The 17,070-nt window shown below is 51.0% G+C and carries 16 protein-coding genes; 12 read left to right on the forward strand and 4 right to left on the reverse strand.

All coding sequences use genetic code 11. The annotated features are described in order from the left end of the window. The first annotated feature begins 17 nt into the window (after positions 1-17). Positions 18-524: a peroxiredoxin gene (locus AC3WQT_RS08340; RefSeq protein ID WP_110255260.1), complete on the forward strand. Its 507-nt coding sequence runs from the start codon at positions 18-20 to the stop codon at positions 522-524. Between the two features lie 75 nt (positions 525-599). Here the strand turns inward: AC3WQT_RS08340 and AC3WQT_RS08345 are convergent, their stop codons facing one another. After that, positions 600-1,091: a GNAT family N-acetyltransferase gene (locus AC3WQT_RS08345; protein WP_492703421.1), complete on the reverse strand. Its 492-nt coding sequence runs from the start codon at positions 1,089-1,091 to the stop codon at positions 600-602. 71 nt (positions 1,092-1,162) lie between these two features. Here AC3WQT_RS08345 and lpxC point away from each other — a divergent pair, with 71 nt between their 5' ends. Then, positions 1,163-2,098 (forward strand): UDP-3-O-acyl-N-acetylglucosamine deacetylase, encoded by a 936-nt coding sequence (gene lpxC, locus AC3WQT_RS08350; RefSeq protein WP_492703422.1) that lies wholly within the window; start codon positions 1,163-1,165, stop codon positions 2,096-2,098. 24 nt (positions 2,099-2,122) lie between these two features. Here lpxC and AC3WQT_RS08355 read toward each other — a convergent pair whose 3' ends face one another. Continuing rightward, entirely contained in the window at positions 2,123-2,626 is a 504-nt protein-coding gene (locus tag AC3WQT_RS08355) for a DciA family protein (protein ID WP_492703423.1), read from the reverse strand. Positions 2,627-2,708: 82 nt separating this feature from the next. On the opposite strand from AC3WQT_RS08355, the gene AC3WQT_RS08360 reads away from it, so the two are divergent. The 10 genes from AC3WQT_RS08360 to AC3WQT_RS08405 all read left to right on the forward strand — a co-directional run bounded on the left by AC3WQT_RS08360 (position 2,709) and on the right by AC3WQT_RS08405 (position 15,922). Beyond that, the gene (locus AC3WQT_RS08360; protein ID WP_492703424.1) at positions 2,709-3,662 is read left to right on the forward strand and encodes a M23 family metallopeptidase; all 954 of its coding nucleotides are present in this window, start codon (positions 2,709-2,711) and stop codon (positions 3,660-3,662) included. A 232-nt stretch (positions 3,663-3,894) separates the two neighbouring features. After that, positions 3,895-6,654, forward strand: a complete 2,760-nt coding sequence (gene secA, locus AC3WQT_RS08365) for a preprotein translocase subunit SecA (RefSeq protein ID WP_492703425.1) — start codon at positions 3,895-3,897, stop codon at positions 6,652-6,654. Between the two features lie 198 nt (positions 6,655-6,852). After that, positions 6,853-8,034 carry an acyl-CoA dehydrogenase family protein gene (locus AC3WQT_RS08370; RefSeq protein WP_492703426.1) on the forward strand — a complete coding sequence of 394 codons (1,182 nt, stop codon included), beginning with the start codon at positions 6,853-6,855 and terminating at the stop codon, positions 8,032-8,034. Between the two features lie 139 nt (positions 8,035-8,173). After that, positions 8,174-9,412, forward strand: a complete 1,239-nt coding sequence (gene argJ, locus AC3WQT_RS08375) for a bifunctional glutamate N-acetyltransferase/amino-acid acetyltransferase ArgJ (protein WP_492703427.1) — start codon at positions 8,174-8,176, stop codon at positions 9,410-9,412. 12 nt (positions 9,413-9,424) lie between these two features. After that, positions 9,425-10,294 carry an ATP-binding protein gene (locus tag AC3WQT_RS08380; protein WP_110255253.1) on the forward strand — a complete coding sequence of 290 codons (870 nt, stop codon included), beginning with the start codon at positions 9,425-9,427 and terminating at the stop codon, positions 10,292-10,294. Position 10,295: 1 nt separating this feature from the next. Further along, a complete protein-coding gene (locus tag AC3WQT_RS08385; protein ID WP_492703428.1) occupies positions 10,296-10,718 on the forward strand; it encodes an NUDIX domain-containing protein in 423 nt (140 codons plus the stop codon). Between the two features lie 535 nt (positions 10,719-11,253). Beyond that, on the forward strand, positions 11,254-12,366 hold the full coding sequence (alr, locus tag AC3WQT_RS08390; protein ID WP_492703429.1) for an alanine racemase: 1,113 nt from the start codon (positions 11,254-11,256) through the stop codon (positions 12,364-12,366). A 103-nt stretch (positions 12,367-12,469) separates the two neighbouring features. Next, positions 12,470-13,762: a D-amino acid dehydrogenase gene (locus AC3WQT_RS08395; RefSeq protein ID WP_492703430.1), complete on the forward strand. Its 1,293-nt coding sequence runs from the start codon at positions 12,470-12,472 to the stop codon at positions 13,760-13,762. Next, positions 13,759-14,322: a hypothetical protein gene (locus tag AC3WQT_RS08400; RefSeq protein ID WP_492703431.1), complete on the forward strand. Its 564-nt coding sequence runs from the start codon at positions 13,759-13,761 to the stop codon at positions 14,320-14,322. The genes AC3WQT_RS08395 and AC3WQT_RS08400 overlap by 4 nt, the downstream gene beginning before the upstream one ends. Before the next feature lie 43 nt (positions 14,323-14,365). Next, a complete protein-coding gene (locus tag AC3WQT_RS08405; RefSeq protein WP_492703432.1) occupies positions 14,366-15,922 on the forward strand; it encodes a sigma-54-dependent transcriptional regulator in 1,557 nt (518 codons plus the stop codon). A 180-nt stretch (positions 15,923-16,102) separates the two neighbouring features. On the opposite strand, the gene AC3WQT_RS08410 is transcribed toward AC3WQT_RS08405, so the two are convergent. Both AC3WQT_RS08410 and zapD read right to left on the reverse strand, forming a co-directional pair. Further along, a complete protein-coding gene (locus AC3WQT_RS08410) occupies positions 16,103-16,282 on the reverse strand; it encodes a DNA gyrase inhibitor YacG (RefSeq protein WP_162039882.1) in 180 nt (59 codons plus the stop codon). Positions 16,283-16,284: 2 nt separating this feature from the next. Beyond that, positions 16,285-17,040: a cell division protein ZapD gene (gene zapD / locus AC3WQT_RS08415; protein ID WP_492703644.1), complete on the reverse strand. Its 756-nt coding sequence runs from the start codon at positions 17,038-17,040 to the stop codon at positions 16,285-16,287. Positions 17,041-17,070: the final 30 nt, after the last annotated feature.

Consider the following 17,070-nt stretch of genomic DNA (forward strand, 5'->3'; position numbering starts at 1 on the left):
TCTAGGGAGTACATAAAATGACAATCAAGATTGGCGATACCCTGCCTGAAGGCAGCCTGGCAGAATTTATTGAAGTGGAATCAGAAGGATGCTCACTCGGCCCAAATACGTTCAAAGTTGCAGACCTGACCAAAGGCAAAACCATTGCGATTTTTGGTCTGCCTGGCGCGTACACGCCAACTTGTTCAGCCAAGCATGTGCCTGGCTATGTTGCACTGGCAGCAGATTTGAAAGCCAAGGGAGTTGACGAAATCTGGTGTATCTCTGTGAATGACGCATTCGTCATGGGTGCTTGGGGCCGTGATCAAAAATCCACAGGCATCGTTCGCATGATGGCTGACGGCAATGCCGATTTTAGCAAGGCGCTGGGCCTGGATGCAGATTTCAGCAAATTCGGCATGGGCACACGTTCCCAGCGTTATTCTCTGCTGGCTGTTGACGGTGTCGTCAAGCAATTGAATATCGAAGAAGGCGGCAAGTTTGAAGTGTCTAACGCAGAAACACTGCTGGCACAATTGGGCTAATCAGATTTTCTGATCGCATTAAATAAATAGCGCTGAGTGTAACTTCAGCGCTATTTTTTATCCTGCAAATATTTGCTATTCCAGCGACTTGCTCATGATATGTGACTGCACGCCATAACCCTGAGCGGCATAAAAATCCATGGCATTGCGGTTGAAGTCGAATACTTCCAGCCTGATCTCTACTGCGTCATGTTGACGTGCCCAACTGCTTGCACCATCCATCAATAACTTCCCTATGCCTAGCTTCTGATGTGAGTCAGAAACCACGATAGTGCCTATGCGGCAGACGCGACGCCGGTACAAAAAAGGGATGATCGCATTTTCATGCCAGCTCATGGTGATAAAACCCAGGACTTGCTCTGCATCGCAGGCCAGCAATGCACAACCGACCGGATTTTCAAATGTGCCGTGCCAGAACTGGCGGTCAAGTTCACGATTCGGTTTTTGTACAAAAATCCTGGGGGCGGCAGCATGATGCTGGGCGTTGATCTGATCAGCGAGGTCGCACATGGCATCCAGATCAGTGACCGCTGCGGGACGAATTTGAATTGTTGTTTTTGTATTCATTTTTAATATGTGAAACGGCTAATTTTCCTCACTCCTGCATGGGGAATTGCCTGAAACGCTATAATAGCCCGATGTTAAAGCAAAGAACCATCAAACAAGTAGTGAAAACCGTTGGCGTCGGCCTGCATTCCGGCACCAAGGTTGAGCTCGTCATGCGTCCGGCACCAGTAAATACCGGCATTATCTTTACACGTACCGACCTGACACCACCCGTGGTCTTGCCGGCCCAGGCGCTGGCTGTGGGCGATACCCGCATGGCTTCGACCTTGTCGAATGAACATGGCAAGGTGTCTACGGTTGAGCATTTGCTGTCTGCCTGCGCCGGTCTGGGTATCGATAATCTCTACATCGATGTCAGTGCAGAAGAAATTCCCATCATGGATGGCTCTGCTTCATCTTTTGTGTATTTATTGCAGCAGGCTGGCATGCAGGAACAAGACGCGGCCAAGAAATTTATCCGTGTATTAAAGCCAGTAGAAATCCGCGAAGGTACAGGTAAATCCGAGAAATGGGCCAGACTGGAACCTTTTAATGGTTTCAAATTGCATTTCTTTATTGAGTTTAATCATCCGGCAGTCGATGGCACGGTGCAAACGGCAGAAGTTGATTTTGCCAGCGCCACTTTTGTACAAGATGTTGCCAGGGCGCGCACTTTCGGTTTCATGCAGGATGTGGAAATGCTCAGGGGCATAGGCCTGGCACGTGGTGGCTCCATGGAAAACGCCATCGTCATGGACGAATACCGCATCCTGAATTCAGATGGACTGCGTTTTGATGATGAATTTGTCCGTCACAAGATACTGGATGCGATTGGTGATTTATACCTGATCGGCCATCCTTTCCTTGCCAGTTATACAGCCCACAAATCTGGTCACGGCTTGAATAATCAATTATTGCGCGCCTTGCTGGCACAGCCAGATGCGTATGAAATCGTCAGCTTTGACGATCTGGGCACGGCACCGCCGACTTATGCCACCCAAGTGGACAGGGAGTGGGCGCTCGCTTAAAGTGCCGGCTTAAGTATTCTGAAATCAGTTGCCAGAGCGGTGACGCTCTATCAAGCGACTTAGTGCCGCCCGCAAATCTGCGTTCTGAGGCGTATCCTCCAGCGCATGTTCCAGTTGCCCAAATGCCTGCAAAGCCTTGCCTGAAAAAGCTATTTGCTTTACGGCAACAGGTTTCTCCACGACGCGCCTGACTTGTACTTTAATCCGGATTGCGTTAATCTGCCATCCCCGTTCTTGCAAAAATGCTTGCAGTTTCGGGCATTGCTGCTTCAATTTGGTCGCCAGTGCGGCATTCGGCGCGGAAAGCGTCAACTGTCCCTCCGTTACTTGCATAACCTCACAAGAGGCAAATATCGGCGGCAGTATGGACTCACAGTCTTTTTGCAGCTTCAGATTGCGCTGCACTGTGGGTAGCAGTTGGGAGATTCTCTCATTACTGCGCAAAAAGTCACCGGCTTCGCTGGCTCCAGGCACTTTGCGACCGCGTTTAATGTTAATCGGATAGGTAGGGCGTGAGAATGTTGACATGCGCAATACCTTACCACAAACAGGACAGGCCAGCTCTCACAAGGAGCTATAGGTCATCCATCGTTTTCAGAGGAGCATATTGATGCAAATCATTTTGATGCACTCCCGTTTTACCCAGGCAAAGTCGGTGACTTTGTCTTCACGTCATGTCATTTTTGGTTTATTTGCATTCTTGCTTGTCATTACTTTCTGTGCCGCCCTGATGGCAGCCATGACCTTGAAGCTGGCCAATGCCGATTTACCATTTTTGCGCGATCTGGTGCCAGTGGCTGCAGCGAGTGGTGATACTGGCAATAAAGATAAGTATATGAAAGAAAACCTGGCGGCCATGGCGGCCAAACTGGGTGAGATGCAGGCGCAACTCATACGCCTCGATGCACTTGGTGAACGGGTACAGGGGCTGGCTGGTGTCAAGCCGGAAGAGTTCAATTTCAAGGAATTGCCTGGTCGCGGTGGCCCTGAGGTATCGACACAACCTGCTCAGGAATTGAATCTGGCTGAGTTCCAGGCGGCACTGGCAGCCATGTCGGTAGATATAGAACACCGCTCAGACTATATGAATGTGGTGGAAACCAAGCTCATGGGCTTCAAAGTGCAATCCAAGCTCTTGCCGACTATCCAGCCGGTAAACGTTGCTTATAATGCATCTGGCTTTGGCTGGCGACTTGACCCTTTCTCTGGCCGCAGTGCTTTTCATGAAGGCATAGATTTTTCAGGCCCTACCGGTACCCACATAGTTGCGGCAGCTGGTGGCGTCGTGGTGGCGGCCGAATATCATCCACAATTTGGCAATATGGTAGAAATTGATCATGGCGGCGAGATCATGACCCGTTATGCCCACTCATCCAAAATTCACGTCAAGCTCGGTGATATTGTGAAGCGCGGCCAGCACATTGCCGACATTGGCTCCACAGGCCGCTCAACCGGGGCGCATTTGCACTTTGAAGTCCATGTCAAAGGTGTACCACAAAATCCACATAAATTTTTGTCTGCAGGGGCTAATCAAGCCAATCTTGCCGCCTTGAATCAAAAATAACTTGAGATTGCTGATTCAGTCACCAACTGCAAGCTCATGTCTGGGAATTGTTTGCCTGATGCTCATCCAGTAATTGCCAAATCGTCTATTTTCTTGCTGAATTGGCAGGAGAATTGCGCAATTACTGGTTAATTGAGTGTCACATGGTAAAATCACAGGTTATCCTAATGTTGTTGTCAAATTAAGCACTATTTCAACAATTTTTTTAAGAATTTAACTTTCCGTTCATAGCATGTCATTCCTGACCAAGATATTCGGCAGCCGCAATCAGCGGCTTTTGAAGCAATACCAAAAGACGGTGCGTGAGATCAACGCATTGGAACCCAAGCTGGAAGCCTTGTCGGACGAGGCTTTGCAAGCCAAGACTGCCGAGTTCAAAGCACGTGTTGCGAACGGAGAGTCACTTGATGCCATCCTCCCGGAAGCCTTTGCAGTTTGCCGCGAGGCCAGCAAACGCGTCCTGAAAATGCGCCATTTTGACGTGCAGATGATAGGCGGCATGGTTTTGCATTATGGCAAAATTGCTGAAATGGGCACGGGTGAGGGTAAAACCCTGATGGCGACCCTGCCAATTTACCTGAATGCCTTGTCAGGCAAGGGCGTGCACGTTGTTACGGTCAATGATTACCTGGCGCAACGTGATGCTGAATGGATGGGGCAACTGTATGGCTGGCTGGGCCTGACTACCGGCATTAATCTGTCGCAGCTTGATCATGATGCCAAGCAGGCAGCCTATGGCTCTGATATCACGTACGGCACAAATAACGAATACGGTTTCGATTATCTGCGCGATAACATGGTCTATGAAGCCAAAGACCGCGTGCAGCGCAGCCTGAATTTTGCCGTTGTCGATGAAGTTGACTCGATTCTTATCGATGAAGCACGTACGCCTTTGATCATTTCTGGTCAGGCTGAAAATCACACCGAGCTGTACTACAAAATCAATGAAGTGCCAAAACTGCTGACCCTGCAAATCGGTGAAGAAACACCCGATGGCAAAGGCAAGATTGAGGTACCTGGTGATTACACCAAGGATGAAAAAGCCCATCAGGTCTTGCTGACTGAAGCAGGTCATGACAAGGCAGAAAACATACTCACTCAAATGGGTTTGCTGCCTGAGGGCGCATCCCTGTATGACGCTGCCAACATCACCCTGATCCATCATTTGTATGCTGCCCTGCGTGCGCATGCCCTGTATTTCAAGGACCAGCACTATGTAGTGCAAAATGATGAAATCGTCATCGTTGATGAATTCACTGGCCGTATGATGACAGGCCGTCGCTGGTCTGATGGTTTGCATCAGGCGGTTGAAGCCAAAGAAGGCGTGCGCATCCAGAATGAAAACCAGACACTGGCATCGATCACTTTCCAGAATTATTTCCGTATGTATTCCAAACTGTCAGGCATGACAGGTACGGCGGATACTGAAGCTTATGAATTCCAGGAAATCTACGGCCTTGAAACTGTGGTCATTCCACCCAACCGTCCTTCCCAGCGCAAGGACAGGCAAGACCAGGTCTACAAGTCTGCGCAAGAAAAATACAATGCCATGCTGGTTGATATCCAGGATTGCTATGAGCGTGGTCAGCCAGTGCTGGTCGGTACGACCTCGATTGAAAATTCTGAACTTCTGTCTGGCATACTGGAAAAGGCAGGTTTGCCACACAATGTACTGAACGCCAAACAGCATGCCCGTGAAGCGGAAATCATTGCCCAGGCCGGTCGTCCAAAAGCCATCACTATTGCTACCAATATGGCAGGCCGTGGTACGGATATCGTGCTCGGTGGTAATGTCGCCAAGCAAGTGCAAATGATAGAAGCCAACGCTGATTTGTCTGATGCAGACAAACAGGCGCAATCGCAAAAACTGCGCGATGAATGGCAATCCCTGCATGAAACTGTGGTCAATGCTGGCGGCTTGCACATTGTTGGTACCGAGCGTCATGAATCCCGCCGCGTGGATAATCAATTGCGTGGTCGTTCTGGCCGTCAGGGTGATCCGGGTTCTTCCCGTTTCTACCTGTCGCTTGACGATACTCTGTTGCGTATTTTTGCTGGTGACCGTGTCCGTGCCATCATGGACAGGCTGAAAATGCCTGAAGGCGAACCTATCGAAGCAGGCATCGTTTCACGCTCCATAGAATCGGCACAGCGCAAGGTTGAGGCACGTAACTTTGATATCCGCAAGCAATTGCTGGAATACGATGACGTCGCCAATGACCAGCGTAAAGTGATTTACCAGCAGCGTAATGAATTGCTGGAAGCGCAGGACATGGCTGAACTGATTTCTTCGCTGCGTCATGGCATGTTTGAAGACATCGTACGTGAATATGTACCGGCAGAATCAGTTGAAGAACAGTGGAATATCCCTGGCCTGGAAGCTGTCTTGCGCGATGAATGGGCGCTGGATTTGCCGCTGACGCAAATTCTGAAAGATGATGCCAATATCACGGATGAAGATATTCTGGAGCGTGTGCAAAAAGCCGCCAATGAAGTGTATGACGCCAAGATCGCCATCGTTGGTAAAGAGTCTTTTGCCGGTTTCGAGCGCAGTGTCATGCTGCAAAGCATAGATACGCACTGGCGTGAACATCTGGCGGCGCTGGATCATTTGCGTCAGGGTATACATCTGCGCGGTTATGCACAGAAAAATCCTAAACAGGAATACAAACGCGAAGCTTTCGAGCTGTTTGGTCAGATGCTGGAAGCCATCAAGAATGAAGTGGTCAGGAAGGTGGTCACTGTGGAAATACAATCCCGTGACGAGATTGATGGGGCAGAAGAAAGACTGGCACAGTCGCAGATAGAAAATGTCCATTATCAACATGCTGACTTTGATGCAGATGCAACGCCAGAAGAAATGCTGGCACCTGATGCAAGCTTTGGTACTGATCAGCCAGAAATCAGTTATGCCCTGAAAGTAGGCCGTAATGACCCTTGCCCTTGCGGCAGTGGCAAGAAGTTCAAGCAATGCCATGGCAAACTGGCTTGATTATTTGAAGTAGCAAAAATGAAAGGCGACCATTGGTCGCCTTTTTTGTTTTTGGTCTTCCAGTATCATTTTTAGGATTCCTTATATCCTCACTTGACGCAAGTAAAGCCCAGAGTTAAAGTGAACGGGCGTGCTTATTTGAGCATTCATTCTATATTCTGGAATCTCAACTTGTGATGACCAGACCTGAGGGGGTTTATGGACTTGAACTTTAACGATGCAGAGCTGGGTTTTCGTCAACTGGTCCGTCATTTTCTGCAAACTTCATTACCCCAGGCCATCAGCCATAAAGTGCACCATGGAATAGCACTCGAAAAAAACGACTATCAGCAGTGGCAAAAAATATTGCACGCCCAGGGCTGGGGCGCCTCATCCTGGCCTGCTGCTCATGGTGGCACTGGCTGGTCTGCTGTGCAGCGCTATATATTCGAAGAAGAATGCGCCGCTGCCGGTGCGCCTCGCCTGCCACCTTTTGGTATCAAAATGGTGGCACCCGTCATTATGGAATTTGGTTCACCCGAGCAACAGCAGAGATTTTTGTCAAAGATACTGTCCGCCGATGAATGGTGGTGCCAGGGGTATTCTGAGCCAGGTTCTGGCTCTGACCTTGCTTCCGTCAAGACCACGGCTGAACGCAGGCGTGACAGCGAAGGCGAATACTATGTAGTGAATGGTCAAAAGACCTGGACTACGCTGGCGCACTATGCTGACTGGATATTTTGCCTGGTACGTACAGACCACGAAGCCAAGGCCCAGCGCGGTATTTCATTCCTGCTCATAGACATGAAATCCCCCGGCGTCACTGTCAGGCCCATCATCACCATGGACTGCGCACATGAAGTCAATGAAGTCTGGTTTGATGACGTCAAAGTGCCAGCAGCTAACTTGGTGGGTGAAGAAAACAAGGGTTGGACTTATGCCAAGTTTTTGCTGGGACATGAGCGCACCAATATTGCGGGCATAGGCATAGCCAAACGCGAGCTGGCCAGACTGAAAAGAGTGGCCGCGCGTGAATTCAAGAATGGTAAACCGCTCATGGAAGATGCTGCTTTTGCTACACGCGTAGCGCAGGTAGAGATAGACTTGATGGCGCTGGAAATGACCAATCTGCGGGTCTTGTCTGCGGAAGAGCAAAGTCATGCACCCGGGCCGGAAGCATCGATACTAAAGATCAAGGGTACGGAAATACAACAGGCAATTACTGAATTGCTGGTGCAGGCAGTAGGTGAGCAGGCCTTGCCTCTGCGAGACCGTCAGGATACCAGCGAGCTGGCCAGCCCGCTTGCCATCAATTACCTGAACATGCGCAAGCTATCCATCTATGGTGGTTCAAATGAAATACAAAAAAATATCATTGCACAAATGATCATGGGGCTTTGACCCCACGCTGTGAGCGCAGTTTATGACATTGATGTGATGAACCTGGCTATTGCGCGTGAAATTTCCTCAGCGCAAACATGCTTCGCAGTGCAACAAAATGCCCTACAATGTCGGCTTGATTTCAACGCAAGGAAAAACCATGGCCGTTAATTCCCCCATCCCTGTGGCTGCAGATTTGAAACCGGTAGCTGGCATACGCCTGGGCTATGCCGAAGCTGGCATACGCAAGCCCAACCGCAAAGACGTACTAGTCATGGAACTGGCCCCTACGGCAACCGTCTCCGGGGTATTTACGACCAACCGCTTTTGCGCGGCACCTGTGCAAGTCTGCAAAGCGCATCTGGAAGGCCTGCATATGGCATCCAGCCCTATCCGCGCGCTGGTGGTGAACACTGGCAATGCGAATGCCGGTACCGGCGATGCTGGCCTGGCTGCAGCGAATGCAACATGTGCTGCCCTGGCAGAACTGTTGGGTTGTGAAGCTTCCCAAATCCTGCCATTTTCTACTGGCGTGATCCTTGAACAGTTGCCGGTCGACAGGCTGGTAGCTGGTTTGCCAGCAGCTATAGCAAACCTGACAGCGGATAACTGGTTTAATGCCGCTAGCGCCATCATGACTACCGATACCCAGCCCAAGGCGGCATCGGCGACAGTGGAAATCAACGGTAAAACCGTGACCATGACAGGCATCAGCAAAGGCGCAGGCATGATCAAGCCAAATATGGCGACCATGCTGGGCTATCTGGCGATTGATGCCAAGGTTGCGCAAAATGTGCTGGATCACATGGTCAAGCAGGCGGCTGACAAGTCTTTCAATTGCATCACTATTGATGGTGACACGTCCACCAATGATTCCTTCATGCTCATCGCTACAGGTGCGGGTGAAGTTGAAGTCAATGATGTCGAGACACCTGAATATGCCGCATTGGCAGAAGCCGTGACTGCGCTGTCGCAAAAACTCGCCCACATGATTATCCGTGATGGCGAAGGCGCGACCAAGTTCATGACCATTGCAGTGGAAGAAGGCCGTGACGTAGAAGAGTGCCGCAAGATCGCTTACTCGATCGCCCATTCTCCACTGGTAAAAACCGCTTTCTTTGCCTCCGACCCTAACTTGGGCCGTATCCTGGCAGCCATCGGTTATGCCGGTGTGAATGACCTGGATGTCGGCAAGCTGAACCTGTACCTGGATGATGTCTGGGTCGCCAAGAATGGTGGTCGTAATCCTGAGTACCGTGAAGAAGATGGCCAGCGCATCATGAAGCAGAGCGAAATCACCATACGCGTCAAACTCGCGCGTGGTGACGCAGCAGCGACAGTGTGGACATGCGATTTGTCGCATGACTATGTCTCCATCAACGCCGACTATCGCTCCTGATCTGGACAGACAATGACGCAGCTTGATCAATTTCTCTTGCGTGCCGAGCATTTGCTGAGCAGGCTGGAAAACATTCTGCCAGCCAGCACACCAGCACCTGACTGGAATCTGGGCTTTGCCTATCGTTGGCGCAAACGAGGTGGCCAGGGTTATTTGCAGGTCGTGCGTCATGCTTCGACCATAGCACTGGATGACTTGCGCAATGTCGCTGCACAAAAAGCCCAGATAGAACAAAACACCAGGCAATTCGTCCACGGCAAACCAGCCAATAATGTCTTGCTGACAGGTGCCCGTGGTACGGGTAAGTCATCGCTGATCAAGGCTTGTTTGAACCAGTTTTCTGACCAAGGTTTGCGACTCATTGAAGTTGATAAAGCTGACCTGGCTGACTTGCCGGACATTGTCGACTTGATCGCCGAGCGCCCCGAGCGTTTCATCGTCTTTTGTGATGACCTGTCCTTTGAAGAAGGTGAGGCTGGTTACAAGGCTTTGAAGGTGGCACTCGATGGCAGTATTTCTGCCCAGTCTGATAATGTGCTGATCTACGCCACCTCAAACCGCCGCCATCTCTTGCCAGAGAAAATGTCAGACAATGCCAGCTATAAATATAGCGATGATGGCGACCTGCATCCGGGTGAAACGGTAGAAGAAAAAATCTCCCTGTCTGAGCGCTTTGGCCTCTGGGTTTCTTTCTATCCTTTCAAACAGGATGATTACCTCGATATCGTCGCTTACTGGCTGGGCAGCATGGGGTGTACTGCTGCGCAGGTAGAAGAGGCGCGTGGCGATGCCCTGCGCTGGGCTTTGCAGCGCGGTTCGCGTTCTGGCCGTGTAGCCTGGCAATTTGCCCGCGACTATGCTGGCAAGCTGGCGGAGTCCTGAGATGGGTGCAAAACCTGTAGATGTTGCTGTCGGCATCCTGATGAAAGCCAATGGCGATGTCTTGCTGGGGCAGCGTCCCGCTGGCAAACCCTATGAGGGGTATTGGGAATTCCCAGGCGGCAAGGTTGAGCCTGATGAATCCATACTCGATGCTCTCAAGCGCGAATTTGTCGAAGAGCTGGGCATACAAGTGTTGACTGCCGAACCATGGTGCGGCGTAGAGCACATTTACCCGCATGCCCATGTCAGGCTGCATTTCTATATCAGCCGTGAATGGCGAGGTGAACCGCAAAGCCTGGAAGGACAGGCATTTGCCTGGCAGGGTAGTGTAGAGCTCACGCCTTTATTACCTGCCACCATACCGCTGTTGGAATGGCTGGATTTGCTGCGCAAGGACGAGGTCAGTCTGGTTGCTGCAGCTTGAGCACATAACTTAATTTCATTTAATTAGCTTGAATCTTGCAACCAGTGCGCTGGTTTGCGATCCCATTTATCTCCCATCACCCTGAAGAGCATCAGAGCAAACATTAGCTTGTTGGCTCTGTCCCTTTTTCAATCCTGCTTCCTTACACTTTATTGCCGCCTGTCTATACTTGGTATCAAGTGCTGCCTGTCTCTTGTCATCAAACTGTCTTTTTATGACAAACAATCCGTAGTATCACTTATTGTCGGATACTTTTTGGGCTGAGATTATCTGTGCTTTATTTTATTACTGATATGTATTGAAAACAATACAGTGTATTGAAAATAGTACAGTGTGCAATTTTTAGTACGCAATAGAGGGTGTTCTCTAGTGCTAAAAGTAGAGGAAAAGTAGTGGCTGTATTAAATTCAATACAGAATTTTGGGTGATTCCAAAATAAATTTTTTAAGTCCTTGAATTTTATCAATAAAATTTTGTGGCACGACGATTGCTATGACTAGTCGCAGTTTCCTTATATGCGATGGAGTGGTGAAATATGAAGCAAGTTGCTGGAATAGCAGGTGCAGTACTTCGTATTGACTTACAGGCAATACGTTATAACTATCGTCTGTTGCGCGGTTTATTGGGCACGGCGAAATGTGGTGCCGCAGTCAAGGCGGACGCTTATGGTGTGGGTGCGGTGCAAGTCGTACAGGCATTGTATGCAGAAGATTGCCGGGATTTCTTTGTCGCCCATTTGCAAGAGGCGATCATTATTCGTGAACATTTGCCTGCGGATGCAGCCATCTATGTCATGCATGGCTCACCAGTTGGGCATGAGGCGGAATTATTGAAATATAACTGCACACCAGTATTGAACAGCCTGCCACAAATGCTGGCCTGGCGTGCATTGGCGCAAAAAGAACAGCGCCGCCTGCCCGCTATCGTGCAGGTTGATACCGGCATGGCCAGAATGGGCTTGTCCGCAGCTGAGGTACGGCAATGGCAGGCCGATGCCAGCTTGGCCGATGGCATAGACCTGCAATACATCATGAGCCATCTGGTCAGTGCCGAAGACCAGGCTAACCCAGTCAATCAACAGCAGTTGCAAGCCTTTAATGCCTTGCGTGCGCAAATCCCGGCTTGCCAGGGTTTGCCAGCCAGCCTGGCCAATTCTTCTGGCATCTTCCTGGGGAAAGACTTTCATTTCGACATGGCCCGTCCTGGCGCTGCCTTGTATGGTGTTGCTCCTGTCGCTGGCCAGGCCAACCCCATGCGTGCCGTTGCCCACCTGCAAGGCCGCATTATACAAACCCGTGAAATCCCGGCTGACACTGGTGTCGGTTATGGATCGACCTGGCGCAGCAGCCAGACCACCCGCATAGCCACCGTTGGTGTCGGTTATGCCGATGGCTGGATGCGCAGCCTCAGCAATCGTGGCCTTGCCCATATAGCTGGCCAGGCCGTACCCATGGTCGGTAATGTATCGATGGACACAATCACTCTCGATGTTACTGCAGTCGCCGCAGAACATCTGCAACCCGGCGCACTGGTAGACCTGATTTCTGCAGACAACACGGTAGATCAGGTAGCAGCACGCGCCAACACCATAGGCTATGAAATCCTGACCAGTCTGGGAGGCCGCTATGAGCGTACTTATAGCAATTAAACCTCATTCGTTATTGACGCACAGTTAAAGATAACTGTAGTGCAGCAAAACTTCAGAACAACAGACAAACAGATCAATCCAGCAGTGAGCCGGGAGAAATAAAATGAAAATAGTTATATTGGGTGCAGGTGTTATCGGAACAGCGTCAGCGTATTATCTTGCCAAAGCAGGCCATGAAGTTACCGTCATCGAGCGCCAGCCAGCAGCAGGCCTGGAAACCAGTTATGCCAATGCGGGCGAAGTTTCTCCAGGTTATTCTGCGCCATGGGCGGGCCCCGGTGTTCCCCTGAAAGCGATCAAATGGCTGATGATGCAGCACAGCCCGCTGGCAATACGTCCCAGCTTTGACCCAAGTATGTGGCGCTGGGTCACGCAGATGCTGATGAATTGCACCAGCAAGCGCTATGAAATCAATAAAGGCCGCATGTTGCGTATGGCTGAATACAGCCGCGATATCTTGCAACAATTGCGCAGTGATACCGGCATCAGCTATGACGAACGTACCCAGGGTACGCTGCAATTGTTCCGCAATCAGCAGCAACTCGATGGTGCAGAGGCCGATATCGCCATCCTGAAACGTTACGATGTACCTTATGAAAAACTGGACAAGGCCGGTTGCCTGAAAGTGGAGCCTGCACTGGTCAACGTGCAGGATAAATTTGTCGGTGCCCTGCGCCTGCCAGGTGATGAAACTGGCGATTGCTTCAAATTTACCCAAAGTCTGTCCAAATTCGCGCAAGAACTGGGTGTCCAGTTCAAGTACGGTGTCAGCATACAAAGACTGGTCAAGAGTGGCGATACCATCACTTCTGTCATCACCTCGGAAGGTGAGATCAAGGCAGACTGCTTTGTATTGGCCCTGGGCAGTTACTCCCCGATTCTGCTGAAAGAATTGGGCATCAAGATTCCTGTTTACCCTATCAAGGGCTATTCGATTACCGTCCCCATTACCGACGCACAAAAAGCGCCGGAATCGACGGTCATGGATGAGACCTATAAAGTCGCAATTACCCGTCTGGGCGACCGCATACGTGTCGGTGGTACCGCCGAAATCACTGGCTATAACCTCGACCTGCGCGCAGACCGTCGCGCCACCCTGGAACATTCCGTAACAGACTTGTTCCCTGGTGGCGGTGACGTCAGCAAAGCCGAATTCTGGACTGGCCTGCGTCCCATGACGCCGGACGGCACGCCTGTCATTGGCCCTACACCTTACCGTAACCTGTACCTGAACACCGGCCACGGTACGCTGGGCTGGACCATGGCTTGCGGTTCTGGTCAGTTTATTGCTGACGTGGTTTCTGGCAAACGCCCGGCTATTTCTACTGAAGGTTTATTCATGGACCGTTACGGCAGCGTCAACAGTCCTATTTTTATACACAAGGAGTTGGCATGAATCCAATTGAAGAATTACTGTCATCAACCCAGGTTTTTTCTGATGCCAACCTGAATGCGCGGTTTTTTACCGCCATAGAATTGCTGGCACAAATCATGATGGTGATGCCGCGTACTGCGAATATCACAACGCTGGCTCAAGCCACAGGCAAGACCCCGCGCTTGATACGTTCTATCCTGGCGGTGCTGAGTAAGGATGCACTGGTCAGCCGTGACAGCAAGGAAAAAGACGCCTGGCATTGCCGTGACTGCAATGGCATCATCACCCTGGCAGATGTCTACCGCAGCTTTGTCAATGCTGAAGAACGCGCTGCCGCCAAGGCAATCGAGAAGTCAGTCCAGGAAGACGAGGCAGAAGTGCCACAGGAAAGACGTAATACCCGCACTTCCAGCCAGCAAAGCGTGGATCTGCTGATGATGCAAGTTAAAATGACGCTCAATCGCGCAGTCTTGCAACAACTGGAGCAATTTGACCTGGGCCGTTTGCGTGGCCTGGCTTCCAACAGCGCCTTCCGTCGCCAGCATGCCCGTCCACGTGGTTATATCCCAGAACCGTATTAATCATACTTGATCAGACTTTCATCGTTTCATCACAAAGCAACGCATGCGCATCAATATCCAGTTCAAGGACAGAGTAGGTATTGCCCACGAAATACTGGCGGTATTGGCGCGTCGCGGGCTCAATGTGGTGGCGGTTGAAGTTGATCCACCCAATATCTATATCGACAGCCCTGAACTGCTGGAATTCATGCTCCCCTCATTACAGGCTGACTGCCAGTCTGTACGTGGGGTGGGTGAAATCAAGGTGCTGGATGTCTTGCCCGGCATACGTCGTCGTCTCAATCTCGATACCATGATGGCCGTCATGGAGGATCCGGTGCTGGCGATTGATGCCAGCGGGCATATCGTGATTGCCAATGTTGCTGCTGCCACGGCAACCCGCATGAGTGAAACCAGTCTGTGCCAGCGCAGCCTGAACCAGGTGCTCGATGATGCTGGCATACAGGAAGAATTGGTCAACTGCGGTTTCCGCCTGCCCAGTCGTGAAGTCAGCCTGAATGGTGAGCCTTATTTCATGGATGTGACGCCGGTATCAGAGCCTCAGGGTCTTGATATTACCCATGGTCGCTCGGTAGGTGCGGTGCTGACCTTCCACGCTCCTACCCGCATAGGCGGCCGTCTGCATGCCTTGCAACACTCAGAAGGTAGCGGCTTTCATTTCATCATCGGTGAATCAGAACAGATACGCAGCCTGAAAACCAAGGCAGCGCGCGTGGCCGTGGTCGATGCGCCTTTGCTGATCACAGGCGAAACCGGTACCGGCAAGGAATTGCTGGCTCAGGCTTGCCACGGTGTCAGCGGCCGCAGTAGTGCGGCTTTCCTGGAACTGAATTGCGCAGCCTTGCCAGAAAGCCTTGCCGAGAGCGAATTATTTGGCTATATGTCCGGCGCCTTCACCGGTGCCCAGCGCGGCGGCAAGCCTGGCCTGTTTGAAATGGCTGACGGTGGTACGGTCTTTCTCGATGAGATAGGCGAGATGTCGCTGTACCTGCAGGCCAAACTCCTGCGCTTCCTGAATGACGGCAAGTTCCGCCGCATAGGCAGTGATAAAGAGGTCAAGGTGAATGTGCGCATCATCAGCGCCACTCACAGGAACTTGCGCAAGATGGTGCAGGAAGGCAGTTTCCGTGAAGACCTGTTTTACCGCCTGAATGTCTTGCACCTGGAAATGCCAGCGCTGCGCGAACGTCCTGACGATATTTTGCCGTTAGCCAGGCATTTCATAGAACGTGCGTGTACCCAGGCGCAAAAACCGGTATGTCGTTTGAATTCATCGGCCTGTGCAGCCCTGGTATCCAACCACTGGCCTGGCAATGTCAGGCAATTGCAGAATGTGGTGTTCCGTGCAATTACCATGTCAGACCAGCGCGTGCTGGAAGCGGCAGACCTCGATTGGGCCGAAGGCAGTATTACGGCAGAAGTGGTGAAGAGCGATGCCACCGAGAGCTGGGAGTTGTCAGTGAACGCCTTTGAACGCAGTTTGCTGGAAAACCTGTATCCGCAATATCCATCCAGCCGCAAGCTGGCGACACGCCTGGCGACTTCGCACTCAATGATCGCCACTAAGCTGCGTAAATACGGTATCCCGCAAAAACGCTAAAAACATGTTGACGATCTTGAGCGCGAGCGCAACCGGAGTTCATGCGGGGGCTCATGCGCTGCTCAAAAGGCTCATGTACTAAAGTACATTTCGCTTTTTGCGCTGCGTTTTATATTACGCTGACCCCGCTGACGCACGCCCGCTACAGATCGTAAACACGTTCTAAGTCAGTGACGTGGCTTATTCAGCCAGTTCTTCCGGGTCTTCAGGTAAGTTGACTGCAGGTATTGTGTATTTCTCTTCAGCCCAGGCACCCAGATCAATTTGCTTGCAGCGTTCAGAGCAAAAAGGACGCCAGCGGTTCGCTTCTTTCCATTCCACCTTGGTTTTGCAGGTGGGACAATCAACAAAAGTAGCCATGTTCAGAAATTACAGAGAGTCAGGTCAAACGGGATATCGTTTTCGTAGGCCTTGGGCTTCATGTCGCCATCCTGGGACATAAAACGTATCCACAACATATATTTATTGGCAGAAATTTCGGGTATGGCCCCAAGTTCTTGCAGGACATTGACACGCAATAGCTGATAAACCTTGCCTTGCAGCATCTGCTGATAGCTGCCAGCCTGGGCAATGACTTTCGATGTGGCGCCAGATTCACGTAGCAGGCGCAAGACCACATTAATGGCATCAAACAGCGGGGCGATAGGGGCAAACCAGGCGCTGATGTCGGCAAAGCGCTTTTCTGCCGGATTTTTTTGCCAGGCATGGTAGCTGGGCAAGTCAAATTCGCAGGCCCCGCCAGGGATGATGGTGCGGCCGCGTATGCTCATCAGCCATTCATTGTCACGCACGTTCTGGCCGGTTTTTCCTGTGCTGCCAACCAGGCCGCTACTGGCGCGGTCTACGTCATCCAACACTTTGTCCAGCATGTCTGCCTGCACATTGGGATTGGATTTGAAACTGATGAGCGTATGTCTTTGTCTTTCGAGTTCTTGCAAGAGATCGGATTTGAGGTCGGCACGACCAGCGACTTCCAACATTTCGAAAATGGTGGCAAGGGCAACGTGATGCTGCATGGGGTCAGACTGATGTAAGAAAAACGTGAATTTTTCGTATAAGTCTTCCAGCCGCAATAACGTGCGAATACGCTCGTTAAAAGGGTATTCGTAAACAATCAAAATAGTTTCCCTGTCAAAATTTGGTGCCAA

The sequence above is a fragment of the Undibacterium sp. FW305-107 genome (genome assembly GCF_058788535.1).